An 18,733-nucleotide genomic window follows, 5' to 3' on the forward strand; every position below is an offset into this window, starting at 1 on the left:
GGGCAATGTGACAAAACGCGTCTGTTCTCGAGCCGGCATGAAAGGACATTGCGAGCTTTTGAACGTGTACGCGTTTTGATAGAAAGAAAGCTGGTGATGGTTGAACGTCTATCGATGATGGTATAATAGTAATAGGAAAAGTCCAAATGGAAAAGAAAGCAGGTGCATCGAATATGGCGGAAACGCCGCGGAACGCGTTATGCCCGTGCGGAAGCGGGAAAAAGTACAAGCATTGTTGCGGAAAAAAAGAGGCGGTTTCGATTTCGTCATTGATTGACCGCGAGTTGATCGAATGCATGAATGATATGCGTCAGTTTGTTTTGCAACGGTATGAGAGGGAGGCGGAGGAGCTTTTAGACCAGTTCCCGCTTGATGAGATGCCGGAGGAACTCGAGCTTGGCGTGCAGATCATGGCGGTGAACTGGATGTTGTTTTGTTGGCCGCTTGATGAAACAGGACAAACGATCTTTTCCGCTTACCGGAAAAGCCGTCATTGGGAGCGGTGGCGCTCGTCCGTTCAAGCGCACATCGAGAGGTGGGAAGGAGCCGTTCCGTCGCTTGGCGAGTTCATCGGCTATGATGACGAAAATCGCCCCGTTGTCCGGGATTTGTTGACGGGAGAGGAAAAGATCGTTCATTTATTGGCTTCCGATCAATGGCCGAGCGTGATCGAAAAAGGAGATGTGGTGTTCGGCTTCCTTGTGCCGTACCAAGACGTGTTCACGTGTTTCACAGCGGTGTTTCCGCTCCCGGCGTCAGGGAAAGATCGATTGCTTCGGGCGATTCAACAAGAAGGGGAGTGGAGCGGTCAGCCATCGGCTTTATGGATGCGCGATCGGTTCGTCGCTGTGCTTTCCGATGTGCTCTTGGAGTGGCTTTGGCAGTTCGCCAAACAGTTCAAATGGGATGATCCGAAACAAGCGGCCGTCATTCGCGAGCTCGATGAAAACGAGCCGGAGGCGCCAGCGGCGCTGCTCAATCAAGCGTTCGCCATATGGGCGATCTATTGCGGAAAAACATCCCGCCTCCCTTATTCGGTTCCCGTCTACGCGGCGGCGCTCCGCTATGTGGCTGGGCATTTGATGAAGGCGGAAGGATCGGAGGTGGAAGACATCGCCGATCGGTATGACGTGATGCCAGAAGATGTGCGATCGGCGGCGTTGGATTTTTTCCTGATGGCTGTTGATGATGAAGACGACGAGGAATGGCTCGATGACTGGGAGGAAGACTGGTTCGAAGAGGAAGGGGATGAGCTTGATGCGCGCATCAATGAATGGATCGATGACATCGATCTGATGTTGATGCGTGAAGGATGGGACGAGAAGCGAGTCAACCGTCATATTGACCGCGCCATCCGTTCGTGGAGGAATGAAGGCCTGCTTGAGGAAGTGAATGAAAAAGAATTGCGTAAAGAACTCCGCGATGTAGCGTGGGAGATCTTCACCGATCGGGGGTTCATCTAAAAGCTGGCGGAAAAACGGCAACATCTTCCTTGGCCGATCTCAGTACGTCACGCGATTCATCTAGAAGCTGGCAGAAAAACGGGCGCTGCGCGCAAGTCAGCGGCATTTCGTCAGAAAGGAAAGCCGGTTCCACAAGGGCTCTGTCATTCAAACATCATTGGGCTCAACCCAAGCCCTCTATAAGCAAAAACAGGGAATGGGATGCGCTCCATTGGTGAAACTCCGAAAAAGGCGGCGGAGAACGATCGTTTTGGCCGAATCCATGAAGGCTTGGGAAAAAACGGCTTTGTGCGCGATTCCGCCAGTTTTTTAACATCTTGGTCGACGTTTTGAAAAGGAAAGATTAGAAGGGAGGATCTTGCATGGCAATCGGCCGGAATGACCCGTGCCCGTGCGGAAGCGGGAAAAAGTATAAGAAGTGTTGCATGAACAAACAGCAGGAGCATGAAATCAAGCGGGTGCGGCAGCGCCGCTTTTTTGACCAAAAATATGAGCTGTCGCAAATGGTGCAGCGGTTTTTGGATGAAGCGCTGTCTTATGATGAACGCGAAGCGGTCAACCGTATATTTCGCCAAATGATCGAACAAAAGGATCATCGTGAAGAGTTGAAGGTGTTTGAGACGCTTTGGCGTTTTTTCCTCCATCGTTATCCGAATGGATTGCGCGGCGTTGAATGGTTTCAACAGGAAAAAGGGCGCCGTCTGTCTCCGGAGCTCAAAGAAATGTTGGACCGCTGGGTTCGGCTTGTGCCGCGCCTTGTGCAATTTGTCGATTTGCATGATGAAGGAGGAGTGGCGGTCGACCGGCTGACGGGTGAGAAACTTCTCATGCCGTATTGCGAGACATTGGAGGTTGTGCGCCCATGGGGCGGCATGTTTGCCTTTTTGGAGCCATTTGACGGCGGCTATTATGTTTGCGGTGTATCATCGATTGTTGATCCGAAGGGCGTGGAACGGGCGGAAGAGAACATTCACGCCTTGTTGACGCAAACCGATTGGCCGTATGACAAGGTAGCCGTTGAACATTTTCTCGATATCGTCGATGCAGGCTATCCTCCGAGAGCGGACGATGTGCAAGAGGAGCGAACGCGGTGGACGTATGAATACGAATGTAAGGAAGCCGCTGAGGCAATGAGGAAGCTCGCTTCGATCGGACGGGCTCAGATTGATCATGACGATGGGGAGAAAGTGGAAGGTTCATGGTGCACCAATGTGTACCATTATGTCGGAGTGATTTCCCCCAAGCCGATTCATGTGTTTGAATTAGGCGGGTCATTATCCGCTCATCGGTCGCGTCTAGTGTTGTCTACCGAGGAGGAAGGGACGGCCGAACAGCTCGTGTCGCTGCTGCAGGCGTTTGGGTATTCCCCAAAAGAACGAAAACGGCGGACAGAAGCCATTTTGCGCCGCAAAGGGATAGAAAACGTTTCGTTTCATATTGATTCAGATCCAGACTCTCCCCCTTGGATGGGGACGCTGGCCGGATTGGATGTTCAAATGGAAAAAGCCCTTCACACTCCGCTTGAGAAATGGAATGGAAAAACCCCTCACGAAATGGCGCGCGAGGGGCGTGTGCAGGAAGTGGATGAGTGGCTGAAAGAGTATGAATTCCATTTGTTTAACATGCAAGAACGGGCAAATTTGCCGGTGCTCATCGGAGTGAATCACATTCGCTCCCGTTATGGATTGCCCCCATCTCCGTTTGGCACATCACATCGTCTTTCGGACTTATGGAAAATGAAGTGGATTGGTCCGGAAAGAACCGAGACATTGTTGATCCGCACGGAATGGGACGGGATGTTTTTCACCGATGACGTATTGGCGTTTTATAACGAAGTGGTCGTGAGCGGAGAAAAAGAAGTCAAAGAGGCGTGTTTGGTCGTTGTTTTGCTCATGTGTGAATATATGGCCGGGCGGCTGTTTTCATCGTGGGAGGACGTAGGAGAAGAAGACTGGAAGCAATGCATCGTCGAGCAAATCCCTGCAAGATGGAGTTCGCTTCCATGGGAAGCGGTGAGCCAAGCGCTCGATATGCTGCTTGAGTTGGCCGATTGGCTGGACCGCCGTTATAGAACGAAGCATCGAACCGTCGTTTGCACCGTGTTGGAAGATGTTAGAAGCGAATTGGAACATTGCTTCGCTTTGCTGGATGAATGGGGGGGCGAGAGAGGAAAGGCGAATGAGGAACTGATGGCTTGGCAGCTTGCTCATTTGTTTGGCTTGCCTATTCCCCTTTCTGTCGATTTCTCCTTTTTCCGCGTCAAGCGTGTGGAACGGGGGAAGGCGGTGCTTGATTGGCTTGTCCATAACCGAACGGTGACATGGGACGTTCCGGAGCGAGCAGAGCCGCATCTTTTGCAGGGGATGTATATCGTCGCCGTGGTGGATCGCAACGGCAAGATGAGCGATCTTGCCCGCGTGTACCCGCCCTCTTTCTCTCCGTACTTGGAGCCGTGGCTTCAGGCGCTGAAAGAGTGGCCGGACAAGGTGGAGAAAGAACGGGCTGCGCTTCAAGAGCGCATGCTTGCCTCGTTGTCCCGTTTGATTCGCCGTCCGTAGGCGTCCCGACGAATGACGGGGCGCTTTTTTTCTTTCGGCATTCTCCATTACGTAGGCAAGAGCCGGTCATATTCTTAAGATTTTGGTTGGGCGCGAAAAAGGAATGCGAATGTTCTTGAAACGAGCGGCGGAAGTCCCAAAGTGCTTGCGATATGTATTGCTGAAAGCAGTTCCATCACGCGTTGATCGTTAAGCCTCCCCAAAGTGTTTGGCTGGCCCGAGCGTTAGCATAGATGGGAAGAACGTTCAATGACTACGATCCAAAGAAGGGTGGCTATATGGCGACGGCATCGCGAAACAATCTTTGCCCATGCGGCAGTGGGAAAACGTACAAGCGTTGTTGTGGGAAGAAAGAAGCCGTGTCGATAGAGTCTTTGATTGACCGTGAAGTGGCCAAATGTATGCAAGAATCAAGTCCATCGCTTGATCGACAAAGCGATCCGAACATGGAAAAAGGACGGTTTGCTTGAAGGAGTCGATGCAGCTGAGTTGCGCAAGGAGCTCGAGGAGCTCGTCTGGGAGATGTTTGCCGAACGGGGATTTTTGTAAGGCGGCGGACAAAGCAGGCAACGAAGTGCAGATGGGTGCGAAAGAAGGTGCCCTTGAGAGATGCCGGATACCTTCTTTCGCATGCGTTACAATCGGATATAGGCCAGCCGCTCGTTCGCTTCCTCGACGTCAAAGGCATCAGGGTCAAAATCTTCGCCTTTCATGTCGTACATCCAGTCCACCAGCTCGCGCAATTCGGGGTCGGCAAGAGAGTCTTTTTGCGCCGCCGCTTCCAGCAGCTCCAGGTAGCCATAGACGCCGCCGCAATCCTCGGGAGGGCACGCCCGTTTTCCTTTCAGGCAAGCGGCGCGTTCCAACGGTTTTGGGAGCGTTTCGATCTTTTCGACGGTGATGGTATGGCGCCAGTAGTCGCCAAAATCGTAAATGTACAGAAACTTTTGTTTTTCTTCCGTCAGCCATTGCTGTAATTTGATGCGGCGGGCGTCCATCAGTTCTTTTTCCAGCTGAAACGAATCCCAGCCGTCAGGGATGCCTACGAGAACGCTTCCGAAATCGAATTCGTATAAATGGGCTTGTTCCCATCCCATCGCTTCTTGGACGATGAGATGAAGCTCGTGAAATGTCGCATGTCCGGGAACAAGGACGCGCCGCCAAATCGGCGGGCGGATGCCGTTTAAGGATATTTTTAACTGATAGGCGGTTTTGGAGCGGCGTGGTTTCTTTGATGTCGTACTTTTGTTTTTTGGTGTTTCCGTCCATCGACCGTGCTGACGGGAAGTTTCCGTTGAATTAAGCCTCGTCATCAATTCGTCGATCAAATCAATGAGTCTTTTCTCTTCCATGAACATCGCCTCCTTTTTAGCTTGTTTTTGTATACTTATAGTTTAACCTGTTTCTAAAAGAATCAAAATAATAATGGTGATAGAAAACGAAATTGATTCGAGGAGGGAGCCATATGTCGGTCGGTCGAAATGACCCATGTCCGTGCGGCAGCGGGAAAAAGTATAAAAAATGTTGCATGAACAAGGCGATGGAGGAGGAGACGAAGCGGGCGCGGCAACATCGGTTTTTTGAACAGAAGTATGAACTGTCGCAACAAGTGCACCGCTTTTTGGACGAGGCGCTTTCCTACGCTGAACAACGGGCGGCAAAGCACGCGTTCCGCCAGGCCATTCGACAAAAGAAACATAGTGAGATGCTGGAACCGCTCGAAACGCTCTGGTATTTGTTCGTCCACCGATTTCCAAACGGGATGCGCGGCGTTGAATGGTTTCAACGCGAGAAGGGGCGCCGTTTATCGTTGGAGCTGCAAAACATGCTTGACCGATGGGTTCAGCTTGTGCCGCGCCTCGTTCAGTTTATCGACCGCCGGGAAGACGGGGGAGTGGTGGTCGATCGATTGACGGGGGAAACGTTGTTTCTGCCCTTTAGCGAGACGATGCCGGACGTAGTGCCGTGGGGCGGCATGTTTGCGTTTCTCGAGCCGTTTGACGGCGGTTACTATATTCAAGGCGCTGCCTCCATCGCCGGGCCGGACGGAGTGACGGAGGCCGAAGAACAAGTGCGCTTTCTCCTTCAAGAGACGAACATGCCGTACGAAAAGTTGGCATTTTCTCATTTTCTTGATATCGTCGATGCATGCCATAGCGCTTCTTCATTATCCGGGCGTCGGACGAAAACGGTTGAACAATGGACGGTTGTCTACGACACGCCCGATGCGCGGAACGTTCTCCGCCAGCTGGAACGACATGGAATCGTGATCGTTGATGAAGAAACTACCGAAGCCATCAAAGGTTCGCTGCGCAGTGTGACGTATGAATATCGCGATGATCTTGCCTCCGGCCCCATTTATATGAACGAACTGGCAGGCTTTTTAGAAGGGCGGGGGCGGACGATGACACTTTCCACCTTTGATGCGGACGCCGAACAAGTGCTGACAGAGGCGCTTAAGGCCATTGGGATGAGGGCCAAGGCTGTGTCGCGGTCTGTAGAGACGCACCTTGTTCCCGAAGGGGTGAAGCTGCTGTCATATCATGTCGAGTTGCCACCGGGTGAGCCGTCATATATGGCGCTCGTTGCCAACAGCGCGGTTACGTTAGAGCAGATACTGCATGTGCCGCATGAGGAGTGGGGAGGACAGTCCGTTCATGAATTGGCCTTGAACGGGGAGCAGGAAAAGGTCGAGCAATGGTTGCGAACGTATGAATACCATACGTTCGGGTTTCTCCGCCAGGAAGGCAGTCCAGTGATGGTTGATACCAACAGCATCCGTCCCCGCTACGGTTTGCCGCTCTCGCCATTTGTGACGCCTAAGGTCAAGCGGACAACGTCTGTTCAAGTGTTTCAACGGCTCGATAAGGGCGAGTATTTTGCCATGCCGGCGGAATGGACGGCGCGCTTTTTCGGCCGTGATTTGATCGATTTTTACCGGGAAAAAACGGAAGGAAAATCAGAAGCGACTGAATACAAATACCGCCTTGGCATCACAGCCGTCGCCCATTATTTGCAGACGACGGCGCTGTCATCATGGGACGAGCTGGAAGAGCGCCATTGGCGCCAATGTTTGGCGTTTCATTATGTCATGTTTTCGCCGGATATTAGCATTAACCAGGCGAAGCAAGTGATGAGCGCTGTGCACGCCTTGGCGAAATGGCTGGACGCCCGATTCCAGACAAACCACGCCCCCGTTGTGGGTCGGCTCGTGGCGGAATTGAGCGAACCGCTGTTGAACGCCGTCCGTCTTCTCCGGATGTATCAACGGTCTGATGTGCCGCCGGAGATGGCGGATGCCTCCTGGAACGCCATGAAAAAGGCAAAAGACCAATATCAGGTTGGGACGTTCCGGGTAGACGATGTTCGTGACGGAGAAGCGATGCTCGAGTGGCTGGAGACGGGCGGGTCGCTTCGCTGGCGTTTCCCACGGTCGGCCAAGCCGTACGTCAAGCGAGGCATGTGCTTGGAAGCAGCGTTCACGTCAGCTGGGGCGTTGGCGGCTGTGCAACGCGTGTATCCGCCGCAGGCGGCTCCTTATGTGGACGCGTTCGCTCGCTTCAGCCAGCAGCCTGTCGGTTTATAGAGAAGCTAAAGAGGATGCCTGCGGACGAGGCAGGCATCTTTTTCCTATACATAGAAAAGGAGCGCGCCTTGCGCTTATATTATGTTTCTTCATGGGGGGCGGCTTATCCATTCGGACATCGAGCAGGGAGGAGCGGCGGATGGTATGTCGGTCGTTGCTGGGTTGTTCGACTGGGTTGCGCGTTGTTGCTGCCGCTGTCGTGTGAAGAGGCATCATGCAGAAAAAGGAGAGCTGTTGTCGGTTGATGGATGCCGCCCCGCTAGTTTTGTCGAGCGGTTTTCCTGAGTGACAGACAGGAAATTCCCCGTTGTGCGCGAACGATATAGTAGACAAATTGGGGACAACGGGGGAGGGAATGCGCATGAGGCGAGGGACATGGCTCGCCCTGTTGTTTTGTTTGCTATGGCTGGCTGCGGCTGCTTGGCCGGTGGGGGCGAAAGGGGAGAGTGGGAAAACCGCTCAGTTGGCGGTGGTGACGGCGGATCGGGTGAATATCCGCCAAGGGCCGGGAGTGCCGTACCGTCCATTGGCGAACGTTCACCGCGGCGAGGCGTATCGGTTGATGAAAGTCAAGGATGGATGGGCGAACATCGAGTGGAAACCGAATCGAACCGGGTGGATCGCCGCGCGGTACGTCGCGTTGGCAAAAGAGATGGCCGTCGTGCAAGAAAACCGACTCCGCCTTCGACAAGAGCCGAGCCGAGATGGACGCATCATCGGGCATTTGGCGTGGGGAGAAACGGTATGGGTCATCAAGGAAGATGGAGAATGGACGGAAGTGATCGCAGACGGTACGATCGGCTGGGTGTCTTCAGCATACCTCACTGCGGCTCGGGAGTCATCGATTTCGCATCAAACCGGAATCGTCACCGCAAGCTCGCTCAACGTGCGGGCTGAGCCGTCATTGAAGGCAGCGCGCGTCGGCCGTCTTGTCCTTGGCGATGAGGTCGAAATTGTTGAAACGAACCCGGGATGGTACAAAATTGCCGCCCGAACAGGGCTTGATGGCTGGGTGGCGTCCGCGTACGTGCAAGTAAAAAGCGGACAAGCCAATGAAAAGAAAGCGGAAGCGCCCCAGTCGGCTGACCGTTCACTGCTTTCAGCCTTCGGACAAAGCGGCTCGCGCCGGTATGTAGACAGCTGGACTCGAGGGCCGGTGCAAGTGCTGACCGGAAAAACGATCGTCCTTGACGCTGGCCATGGAGGCAAAGACGGAGGAACGCAAAGCGTCGGAGGGGCGATGGAAAAAACGTTGACGATGGAAACGGCTGGGCGGTTGAAGGAAAAACTGGAGGCTTACGGCGCCCGTGTGGTGTTGACGCGCGAAGGGGATGCGTACGTATCATTGCCGGAGCGCGTTGACATAGCTCGGCTGCACCGCGCTGATGCGTTCATCAGCCTTCATTATGACAGCGTAGCTGACCGACAGGTGAGCGGCGTCACCGTTTATTACTACGACCGTTTTGCCGATTACGGCTTAGCGCAATCATTCGAAGATCCGCTTTCCCGATTGGCCGCACTGCCTTTCCGCGGCGTTGCGTTTGGCGACTATTACGTGCTGCGGGAAAACGACAGACCGTCTGTATTGCTTGAGCTCGGCTATTTAAGCAACCGCTCGGATGCGGCGACGGTGGCGACAGACGACTATCAGGAAGCGGTGACGACAGCGATTGCGGATGCTGTACGGCATTATTTTGAATAAACAACGAGAGAAATCGTTGCTCGGCGGTCTGTTCGTTTTTGTGATCGATCGGCCGTCATCAAGCAAACGGAAACACGCCGCGTAACCGGGGGTTTAGCTCCTCCCGGTTTTCTTTTGGCCGCAGAGCACAACCGGTGGACTCAGCGGCTAGGTGAAAACAATGAAAATCCCCAGGCGATTCGATATAATGAGAACAAGCGACGATAGCCGCAATGGATCGAAAAGGTGTGATGAACCGTGAAGATCGCGATTGCAGGGGCGGGATATGTCGGGCTCGTGACCGCCGCCTGCTTGGCTGATAAAGGTCATGATGTCATATGCGTCGATGTCAGTGAGGAAAAAATCCACCGGTTGAATGAAGGGATCGTTCCGATTTACGAGCCGGGGCTGGAGCCGCTCATCCAGCGAAACAGCGCCCGCCTTCGCTTTACCACAGACGATGCGGAAGCGTATCGGTGGGCGGAAGTCATCATGGTCGCGGTCGGCACCCCGCCGCTGCCGGACGGCTCGGTCAAGCTCGATGACGTATGGGAAACGCTGCGCCGCATCGCCGCGTCGGCCGAACGCGACTGCCTTGTGGCCATCAAATCGACCGTGCCAGTCGGTACGGGAGACGAAGCGGCTCGCTTTTTGGCTGAGCATGGGCGCCGAGGGGTGCGTATCGATGTCGTTTCCAATCCGGAGTTTTTGTCACAAGGAACGGCGGTGCGCGATACGTTGCAGGCGCCGCGCATTGTGTTAGGCGTCGAATCGGAGAGAGCTGAGCGGATGATGAAGGACCTCTACGCCCCGTTTGCGCTCCCGTACGTCGTCACCGACCGCAAAAGCGCAGAGATGATCAAATACGCCGCCAATGTGTTTTTGGCGCTGAAAATTTCGTACATCAACGAGATCGCCAACGTATGCGAGTTGGTAGGCGCCAACATCGAGGCGGTGGCGGAAGGAATCGGCATGGATCCGCGCATTGGCCGCCGCTTTTTGCGCGCCGGCGTCGGCTACGGCGGCTCTTGCCTGCCGAAAGATACGAAGGCGCTTTATGCGTTGGCTGCCTCCCATGGCTATTCGCTCAAAACGGTGGAAGCGGCGATCGCCGTCAATGAAAAACAGAAATGGAAACTGCTCGAGAAAGCGCGCGCCCACCTTGGTGTGTTCAGCGGTCGAACAGCGGCCGTGCTTGGCGCCGCATTCAAGCCCGGCACGGACGATGTGCGCGAATCGCCGGCATTCGCGAACATCGAACGGCTCATTGCCGAAGGAGCCGCCGTGCGCGTCTGGGACCCAGCCGCCCTCGGTCATGTCTCGCGCCGTTTTGGCGATGCGGTTGTTTGTTGCGAGACAATGGAGGAAGCCATTCGCGGCGCGGATGTTTGTTTCATTTTTACCGAATGGCCGGCCGTCTTGCAGTTTGATCTTCACCGCTACAAGACGCTGATGAAAACGCCGATTGTGTTGGATGGGCGCAACTGCTACGACCCGAAACAAGCCGACGCCGCCGGCCTCATCTACGAGTCGATCGGTCGGCCGGTGGGGCATAGGCAGCTGAAAGTGGATGAGGCTGTTGACATTCAGCGGCATTTATAAAGACCTTCAACGCTGAGCAATTCCCCATCTTCGAGCAAGTTTTTATCGTACCTATGAGGCATTGAAATTGCTGCGCAACGCACATTTTGGCTTTAAACCAATTGGGAGGCTTAAGGTTTTGCTAAAATGACTGAGGAGATGAATCGGTATTCACATAGGCGTCTGTGCAATACTGGCCATCCACTTCTGCCTTTGATTTTAGGCAGGAGTTTTTTATCATCTTGAGCCGAGAAGACCCCCACTTCCACGCGTGAGCGTAAGTGGGGGATGAATCGGTGTCTTTCCTCATTCATCTTCCTCTTGCATCAAAAGAACAAAAGGTGTAAATGATTATGAATAGAACGTGTGTTCCCTATTGTAGGAGGGAAGGTCATGCATAAAGCCTACCGCTTTCGGTTGGATCCCACCCGAAAACAAGCGGAGCTCATCAACCAAACGATCGGGTGCTGCCGGTTTGTGTACAATCACTTTTTGGCCGAGTGGAATCAGGCGTATGAAACAACAGGGTCGGGGCTTGGCTGCAAAGAGTGTTCAAAGCGGTTGACCGCGTTGAAGCAAACGCTCCCGTGGCTGCGGACGCCCGATTCGACCGCCTTGCAAAACGCGCTGCAGCAGCTGGCCGAGGCCTTTGACCGGTTCTTCGATGGAACTGCGAACCCTCCTCGCTTCAAAAGCAAAAAACACTCGAAACCATCGTACACCGCACAGTGCAACTATCCAAAGAAAGGACGCCCATCGATTGAGGTAAACGGCCATCGCATCAAACTCCCGAAGCTCGGATGGGTGAAATTTGCCAAAAGCCGCGAGGTTCAAGGCCGCATTCGATCTACCACCATTCGTCGAAATCCAACGGGGAAGTATTTTGTCTCCATCCTCGTGGAAACGGAAATTCCCCCATTGCCAGCAACAGACAAGCAAGTGGGCGTGGATTTGGGGTTGAAGCATGTGGCCGTTCTTTCAACAGGCGAGAAAATTGAGCATTCCCAAGTATTTGCGCCGATATGAAGAGAAGCTGGCGTACTGGCAGCGGATTTTGTCGCGAAGAAAGACAGGTGGATCGAATTGGAACAAAGCTCGTCGAAAAGTTGCTCAGCTTCATGAGAAAATCGCCAACTGTCGGAACGATTTCCTGTACAAACTGTCCACCCGCCTCATCCGCGAAAACCAAGTGGTGTGCGTGGAGGACTTGCGCGTGCGGAACATGCAGAAGAATCGCAAGCTGGCCAAAAGCATTTCCGATTCCGCGTGGGGGCGATTGCTCAACATGCTCGAGTATAAAGCGAAATGGTACGGGCGGACGGTGGTCCGTGTCGGCCGCACGTTTCCATCGAGCCAATTGTGCTCGTGCTGCGGGCACCGGCAGGCCGACGTGAAATCGCTCGACATCCGTCAGTGGGTGTGCCCAAACTGCGGAGCCGAACATGACCGGGACGAGAATGCCGCTCGAAATATTTTGAAGGAAGGGCTTCGTTTGCTGTCTTTGTAGGGCAGCTCAACCGTGGGACGCACGGGGATGGCTTGGTTGACAGCCTGCCGCAGGGCGGGTGTTCCCAAGAATCTCCCACCTTGAAGCGTGAGCGTAGGTGGGAGAGCGTTCAAGACCCATTTTAGGTCTCTGCTTATACTACTCCGAGCCCGTCTTGAATCATCTGATGTGTTTCATCGATGCGATGATCACAAAAGGATTCACAGGAACGCTTACCGATGTTCGTCAACTCAGCTGTCACTCCAAACATTGAACAACGATGATCCATTTTCTTAAAAAAAGCCGAATCGTCTCTTCAACGTTTTTAGGCAAGGATAAAACCTTGAATCGCTGTCTAGCTCCAAGCGTTATTGGTGTGATACGCCTTGCGCTTTTCTTATGTAAATATACCATTCTACATAAATTGGAATTTAGATAGATAAAAATGGAATTTTTTATCAGTTGATGAGTTTGTCCAATCCAACTTTTTCTTCGAACATATCTTAAAAATAGGGATGGCAATTTAGCTACTCCCAATACTCAATAGGAGGTGTTATATATGAGTGATGGGATTCGCAGTGCTTTTGCCTTAGTTGTTGTCTTATTCGTCTTACTTATCATTGTAGGATGTTCTTGTACAGGTCCAAGCGGTTATGGCGGTTATTAATTCCCCATAAGGTGACATTAGACACCCTCTTAAATTCCTCATTTAATCGAAATAGGTGGTTTCGTTGATTATTAATGATCTGTCCTTTTTCAAAATATCTACTGGGACAAACATTATGGGAAGTAAAGTATTATCGCCTAAGAAGTATACCGATTAACGTAAAATCACAGTATTTTGTAGCTCGTATAGGGTACCTTATTCACAAAAAATGGATGAGAATTGTTCATGAATCTCTTATGTCAGAAAGGAGGGATAAAATGGAACATTTAAGAAGATATCAAGGAGAGCCTGTTGAAGTTATCGATCGTAACGGATGGGTTCATAGAGGAGTAATAGAATGGGTCGATCCAGTACGAGGAGGAATGTTTCTTCGCACCGGCTTTGGAAGAAGATTTATCCCATTTTTTTAATCGTTGCCCTTTTTCTTTTAAGATTTGGAAGACGGCGTGTTTTTTAAAAAATGAAAATGAAAACTAAAAATCTTTGGTTCAACATTTGGATCCATTTCCTCGATTCGCAAACTGAATAAATGATCAATTGATGGTTTAAGCAACACCATCTTTTAAAGAGCCTGTAGGTTCTTTTCAGTTTGTCAATTTTGTCGACAAGCTACAACCCTGCCGTTTGGCGGGTTTTTTATTTTACATAATTCGACAATATTTTTGTTTAGTGTGTGAGTAAAATATTTGTGGGTGGAATTCAGGAACGATCCCCGACGAGGGTTGCGAACCTTTGTTCGCATCTCTCGTCGGGGCCACCAAGCGAAGCGCGGTAGGGTGGAAAAGCAAATTTCATGCAAAAAGGACTCTCTCCCTGCTATGATGGTGATTGGCGAAAACAACCAAGAATAGGAGGGAGAAAGTCCATGAACATTCAACAACATCTTACCATAAATGTGCCGACGTTAAAAGAGTTGGAGGAGCAGTTATGGCGATCCTTGCAAGCCGTGTTTGCCATTCCTGTTTTCCGCCCTCTTAGAGGAGATGGACGAGCAGCTGGCGGAAACCCGGGACAAGCGCCGGTACCAGCTGAAAGACAAACGGAAAACAACGATCCAAACACTGTTTGGTGAAGTGACGTTCCGACGCAACTATTACTTGGACCGGAAAACCGGCACCTACACGTATTTGTTGGACGCGATGCTACAGTTTGACGGAGCGCAATCGATCAGTCCTTGCTTGGAGGAAACCGCCATCAGTTTGGCAGTGGAGTGTTCCTCTTACCGCAAAGCCGCCCGCACTCTCGAAAAGATGGTGGGGTACGCGGTGATGAGCCATGAAGCCATTCGCCAGTTGGTATTGGAGGCTCAGGTCTCGCTGCATCGGCCGATTCATGAACGGCAAGGACGGGTGCTGTTTGTGGAGGCGGACGGCCTCTTCATTTCCCGTCAGGGGAAAGGAAAGCGGGCGAAAGAAGAGAAAATCCTTGCGGTTCACGAAGGATGGAAGCGAAATGACTCGCACATCGAGCTTGTGAATCAGCGCCACTACCTCCATGAAGGTCCGGGGGACGTGTGGGAGAGCTTCGAAGAATGGCTGCTCGACGAATATGCGTATGATCCGTGCCGGGATTTGTTAGTCATCAACGGCGACGCGGCGCCGCGGATCACGGCCTGCCGGGAACACTTTGGAAAGCGGGCCTGCTTCCAGCTGGATCGGTTTCATGTGGCGCGGGAGCTGCGTCAGTGTCTGGCGGGCCATCCGCGTTGGCGGGAGGTGCGGAAGAAGTTGGCGAAACAAGACGAACAAGGGCTTTTGATGGAGCTCGACAGCGCGGTCGGCACGTTGGAGGACGAAGCGAAAGACGAGTAGCTTTTGGCCTTGATTCGTCGGATCGAGTCGATGCCGGGATGTATCCGGGACTACCGGCAGTGGCTGGCGGAGCAAGGGGTGGACACGGCCGGAATGCGTCCGATGGGCCACGCAGAGAGCGTGATGAGCCGGTTTGAGCACCGGGTGAAATCCCGCCGCAGCTGGAAAGACCAAGGGCTTCGGGCGTTTCTCCATGTGATGATCGCCGAGATCGATGGGATGTCTCTGATGAACCGGCCGTCCGCGGAGAAAGGGAAGCCGGCGGCCGATCGCCCGGCTTCGGCTTCGACCAAGGCGGCGTGGATCAAAACCGCCAAACGGCGGGTGCGCCGGTTGTGGCCGGAGATGGTGCGGGACAACGTGCCGTATCTCCAGCACTCATCCGGAACGCCAATTCACCAAGCCTTATCGGAACTTCGTTGATGGTAAAAAAGGAATACATATCATTGGCTTACAGGTAGGGATGAGAGTCAGAAAGCGCTTACTAAATATATTCCTGAAAATGGTTCATTATACTGTTATTTACATACGCCCGAAGTGAACCAAAAAAAGTTCCCACAAAGTCTTGACTGACTCTGTTTTAGTTGCGGTATGGTGTAAACGTAATAAATTATATATAATTGAACTTAAGAGGCAGGAGTGAGTGAATATTTTATGACTATCGCTTTAACGATAAAAGTTAATGATGGAAGCGCTTTAACGGCCGATAGCGAAACAACGTTTTGAGGTGGTGCTGGTCTTTCTTCAACGATGTACATGATGTAAAATATCGCAACTTGTTAAGACAACAATTTTTGATCTGTAGAAAAAAGAAAATCACATAGGAGAGGTGAATATATGCTATTTCAACGGCTTCTTCCAAAGCCCCACGAGCTTCTTGAGCAAGGAACAGACTATTCATTTGAAGGACGTTTTGTTGACACGCTTTCATTTAACCATTTTACTAAAGAAGACTTCAGCAAATTACAACAAATTCACAACTTAATTGCTCCATATAAAGAGGAAATGGTTAAATTATTGCATGATGGACTTAAGAAAATCAACCCAAAAGCAGCACAGGTTATTACAACTCAGCATATATCCCATTACATTCAATCATTTTTTTATATGGAACGAGATCGAGCGTATGTTAATGAAATCTTACGTTTTTTTCACTTGTTAAGAAAAGAAAAGGTGAATATTGGAAAATTAATTGTTGCATTTAATCATTTTAATTTTTTTGTATTAACAACGTTATTATCCAAAATCACACTGTCTCCTAGGCGGTGTTTATCATTGATGGCCGTTTTGCAACGCGCTATTAATATTGAACAGCAACTGCTTATTGAAGTGTATACCGAATCTATGCTTGAACAAATTGCAAACGGCACTGCCAAATTAATGGAACAAAATACAGAAGTTATGTTTATTAAAGATTTACTACGGTTGCTAGACGAACAAAATGATAATGTTCAAATGGTAACAGCAGCAACAGAAGAAATGAATGCATCTATTTTCGAAGTAGCAAATGCAGCGACAGTGATTGCAGAGAAAACGACGATGGCAGTAGAACAAGCGGAAAAAGGGCAACAAATTATTACTGAGGCGTTTAATGAAATTATTGAAACCGATCAGACGTTTACAAATATGGTACGGCAATTTGAACATTTACAACAATATTTAACTGCCATTGAAAAAGTTATGCAATTAGTGAACGGTATTGCCGATCAAACGAATTTGTTGGCTCTTAACGCTTCTATTGAAGCTGCACGGGCCGGGGAATATGGCAGGGGATTTTCGATTGTTGCTGAAGAAATTAGAAAATTAGCTGATCATACAGTTCAATCGCTTGAAGAAATTCAAAAAAATATAGAAGAATTAAGAGGCATTTCTAATGAAGTTTCCTCAGCCATCCATTCCACTTCCTCCGTTATTCGTCAAGCGGTAAAGCAAGCGCAGGAAGCGATGCCGATTTTAAAAGAAATTACGCAAGCTATGGGAGATATTCAAGATAACACGAATACACACGCAGCAGTTGCGCAAGAACAAGCCGCAACTGTAGATGAAATTTCCAACCGCATGTCTGCGATAGCAGCGTTGACCGAGCAAGTGAAACAGTTAGGGGAAAAGACAGGAAAAACGATTTACAAATTAAGTCAAGCGATTGACTCTTTCCGATTGCAAATGGTAGAAGGAAATGGTGTGAAGCTATCTTCAAAAGCGCTTCTTCATTTAGCTAAAACTGACCATCTCCTTTGGAAATGGCGTATTTATAACATGATTATTGGTTTTGAACATATTCGTCCAGAAGACGTTGCTTCCCATCATCATTGCCGTCTTGGGAAATGGTATTTTGACGAAGAAACACAAAAGAGGCTGAAAGGGACATCGGCATTTGAACGTCTAGATCAACCGCATCAAGCTGTCCATGTAGCCGCAAAAAAAGCAGTAGAAGCATATGAAAAAGGGGATATCATTCGGGCTGAAACTCATTTACAAGAATTAGAAATTGCTTCAGCGGAAGTCGTGAACTATATTAATGAACTTATTTTAAAAATTGAACAAGAACAGAAGTTTTGATTTTCATATTGCATGATAAGATCAAGCGTGTTGATTAACCATTAAAAACCAGTTGACATCGCTCTATTCCTAGCTTTTCTGCCGTAGTCGGCTAAGCTAGCTTGCCGACTGGGATTATTACCATGCCCTCCTCGAACAATGAACGCTTTGCGGGCAAATGTAATTTGCCCGCCGGCGTTCTTGTTCGAGGGAAGAGACAGAAAAGCTTGTGTTCAGCCATATGATTCTGTGTTTTTTAGTAAAATAATGGATAATCAACACTCGTGTCAATTTATATCTCACATTTCGCACCCTCTCGACGAAAATCGGGAGGATTTTTTCGTTCCGATGTCGAATGAATCCTTGACACACAAGGAAAGTGAAGGAGTTTTTCTCTCATGGATGTTCAAGTCGAAGCGGTCTATCGCAATTCTTATTTGAATATAATAAGTGCCCTATTCAAGAAACTGGGTCTGCCTCAATTGATTGACCATCTCGTGCCCGTCGATCCGCAGTGCCAAACGCGAGTCAGCGATGCCGTTCAGGCCATCCTCTACAATGTGTTTGACGGCCGGCAAGCCCTCGTTCACTTGGAACATTGGGCTCAGGAGGTCGATTGTGAGAAACTCATCCGTTCCGGGCTCCATCCTTCCCAGTTGAATGACGATGCGTTGGCCCGTCATCTCGATCGCCTGTATGAGGCTGGCATTCACAACGTCATCAGCACTTGCTTGATTCATATTTATCGCAAAGAAGGCCTTTCCCTCCGAGCCTTCCACGCCGATACGACGGACAAGACCGTTTACGGCGCGTATGAATCGGCCTCGTTAGAGGCCTTACARATCACACATGGCTACAACYGCCATCATCGTTGGCAAAAACAGATCGGTTTCGGACTGGTCGGCAACGAGGACGGCATCCCGTTTTACGGCGATGTGCACGAYGGCARCCTGCCCGATAAAACATGGAATCCCGAGGTGCTGTCTCGTGTCCATGAACAGCTGAAGCAGGCCAAAATCGAAGACGAATGGATTTACGTGGCCGATTCCGCCGCGATGACGAAAGAGACCCTGGCGCAAACCAAAGCGGCCAACGCCTTTTTGATCACCAGAGGCCCTTCGTCGCTCCGGATCGTGAAAACCGCGCTGGCCGAAGCGGATGCTGAGGACACGACGTGGAGCGATCCCTTTACGTTGGCGGAGAGAAACGGCGCCACGTACCGGGTATGGGAAACGGCCTCGACGTATGAAGGCCACCCCGTTCGGCTGATCGTTGTTGAATCGAGCGCGCTMGACCAGCGAAAAGGAAMGATGCTTGACAAAGTACGAAAAAAAGAAGCGGAGATTATTAGCTAGGAACAAG

The 18,733-nt window shown here is 50.9% G+C and carries 10 protein-coding genes and 4 pseudogenes; 13 read left to right on the top strand and 1 reads right to left on the bottom strand.

Going from position 1 to position 18,733, the window contains the following annotated elements:
• Positions 1 to 146: 146 nt before the first annotated feature.
• The 4 genes and pseudogenes from B1A75_RS12090 (at position 147) to B1A75_RS20305 (ending at position 4,570) form a co-directional block, all read left to right on the top strand.
• Positions 147 to 1,463 carry an SEC-C domain-containing protein gene (locus B1A75_RS12090; RefSeq protein ID WP_079936265.1) on the top strand — a complete coding sequence of 439 codons (1,317 nt, stop codon included), beginning with the start codon at positions 147 to 149 and terminating at the stop codon, positions 1,461 to 1,463.
• A 362-nt stretch (positions 1,464 to 1,825) separates the two neighbouring features.
• The gene (locus B1A75_RS12095; RefSeq protein ID WP_079936266.1) at positions 1,826 to 4,021 is read left to right on the top strand and encodes a YecA family protein; all 2,196 of its coding nucleotides are present in this window, start codon (positions 1,826 to 1,828) and stop codon (positions 4,019 to 4,021) included.
• A gap of 278 nt (positions 4,022 to 4,299) precedes the next feature.
• Positions 4,300 to 4,371 (top strand): annotated as a pseudogene (locus B1A75_RS20300) (SEC-C metal-binding domain-containing protein); the annotation flags it as partial.
• A 28-nt stretch (positions 4,372 to 4,399) separates the two neighbouring features.
• On the top strand, positions 4,400 to 4,570 hold the full coding sequence (locus B1A75_RS20305; protein ID WP_254866631.1) for a hypothetical protein: 171 nt from the start codon (positions 4,400 to 4,402) through the stop codon (positions 4,568 to 4,570).
• 86 nt (positions 4,571 to 4,656) lie between these two features.
• On the opposite strand, the gene B1A75_RS12105 is transcribed toward B1A75_RS20305, so the two are convergent.
• Positions 4,657 to 5,373, bottom strand: coding sequence for a plasmid pRiA4b ORF-3 family protein (locus B1A75_RS12105; RefSeq protein WP_079936268.1), 717 nt, complete (start codon positions 5,371 to 5,373; stop codon positions 4,657 to 4,659).
• 113 nt (positions 5,374 to 5,486) lie between these two features.
• On the opposite strand from B1A75_RS12105, the gene B1A75_RS12110 reads away from it, so the two are divergent.
• From B1A75_RS12110 to B1A75_RS12155, 9 genes and pseudogenes are all read left to right on the top strand, one after another.
• Positions 5,487 to 7,607 (top strand): SEC-C metal-binding domain-containing protein, encoded by a 2,121-nt coding sequence (locus B1A75_RS12110; protein WP_079936269.1) that lies wholly within the window; start codon positions 5,487 to 5,489, stop codon positions 7,605 to 7,607.
• 361 nt (positions 7,608 to 7,968) lie between these two features.
• Complete coding sequence (locus tag B1A75_RS12115; protein ID WP_079936270.1) at positions 7,969 to 9,309, top strand: N-acetylmuramoyl-L-alanine amidase family protein; 1,341 nt, start codon at positions 7,969 to 7,971, stop codon at positions 9,307 to 9,309.
• Positions 9,310 to 9,546: 237 nt separating this feature from the next.
• Complete coding sequence (locus B1A75_RS12120) at positions 9,547 to 10,890, top strand: UDP-glucose dehydrogenase family protein (protein ID WP_079936271.1); 1,344 nt, start codon at positions 9,547 to 9,549, stop codon at positions 10,888 to 10,890.
• Positions 10,891 to 11,262: 372 nt separating this feature from the next.
• Positions 11,263 to 12,376: pseudogene (tnpB, locus tag B1A75_RS12125) on the top strand (IS200/IS605 family element RNA-guided endonuclease TnpB).
• Between the two features lie 538 nt (positions 12,377 to 12,914).
• Positions 12,915 to 13,022 (top strand): YjcZ family sporulation protein, encoded by a 108-nt coding sequence (locus B1A75_RS12130; protein ID WP_079936272.1) that lies wholly within the window; start codon positions 12,915 to 12,917, stop codon positions 13,020 to 13,022.
• Between the two features lie 257 nt (positions 13,023 to 13,279).
• The gene (locus tag B1A75_RS12135) at positions 13,280 to 13,432 is read left to right on the top strand and encodes a hypothetical protein (RefSeq protein ID WP_254866630.1); all 153 of its coding nucleotides are present in this window, start codon (positions 13,280 to 13,282) and stop codon (positions 13,430 to 13,432) included.
• Positions 13,433 to 13,887: 455 nt separating this feature from the next.
• Positions 13,888 to 15,256: pseudogene (locus tag B1A75_RS12140) on the top strand (ISLre2 family transposase).
• A gap of 414 nt (positions 15,257 to 15,670) precedes the next feature.
• The gene (locus B1A75_RS12145) at positions 15,671 to 17,392 is read left to right on the top strand and encodes a methyl-accepting chemotaxis protein (RefSeq protein ID WP_079936273.1); all 1,722 of its coding nucleotides are present in this window, start codon (positions 15,671 to 15,673) and stop codon (positions 17,390 to 17,392) included.
• A gap of 377 nt (positions 17,393 to 17,769) precedes the next feature.
• Positions 17,770 to 18,720 (top strand): annotated as a pseudogene (locus B1A75_RS12155) (IS1634 family transposase); the annotation flags it as partial.
• Between the last annotated feature and the right edge of the window lie 13 nt (positions 18,721 to 18,733).

The organism is Geobacillus sp. LEMMY01 (assembly GCF_002042905.1).
GTDB lineage: Bacteria > Bacillota > Bacilli > Bacillales > Anoxybacillaceae > Geobacillus > Geobacillus proteiniphilus.

Coding starts and splice junctions, on each gene's coding strand:
- B1A75_RS12135 (WP_254866630.1), top strand. CDS start 13,280: ATGGAACATTTAAGAAGATATCAAGGAGAGCCTGTTGAAGTTATCGAT.
- B1A75_RS12090 (WP_079936265.1), top strand. CDS start 147: ATGGAAAAGAAAGCAGGTGCATCGAATATGGCGGAAACGCCGCGGAAC.
- B1A75_RS12130 (WP_079936272.1), top strand. CDS start 12,915: ATGAGTGATGGGATTCGCAGTGCTTTTGCCTTAGTTGTTGTCTTATTC.
- B1A75_RS12145 (WP_079936273.1), top strand. CDS start 15,671: ATGCTATTTCAACGGCTTCTTCCAAAGCCCCACGAGCTTCTTGAGCAA.
- B1A75_RS12095 (WP_079936266.1), top strand. CDS start 1,826: ATGGCAATCGGCCGGAATGACCCGTGCCCGTGCGGAAGCGGGAAAAAG.
- B1A75_RS12110 (WP_079936269.1), top strand. CDS start 5,487: ATGTCGGTCGGTCGAAATGACCCATGTCCGTGCGGCAGCGGGAAAAAG.
- B1A75_RS12105 (WP_079936268.1), bottom strand. CDS start 5,373: ATGGAAGAGAAAAGACTCATTGATTTGATCGACGAATTGATGACGAGG.
- B1A75_RS12115 (WP_079936270.1), top strand. CDS start 7,969: ATGAGGCGAGGGACATGGCTCGCCCTGTTGTTTTGTTTGCTATGGCTG.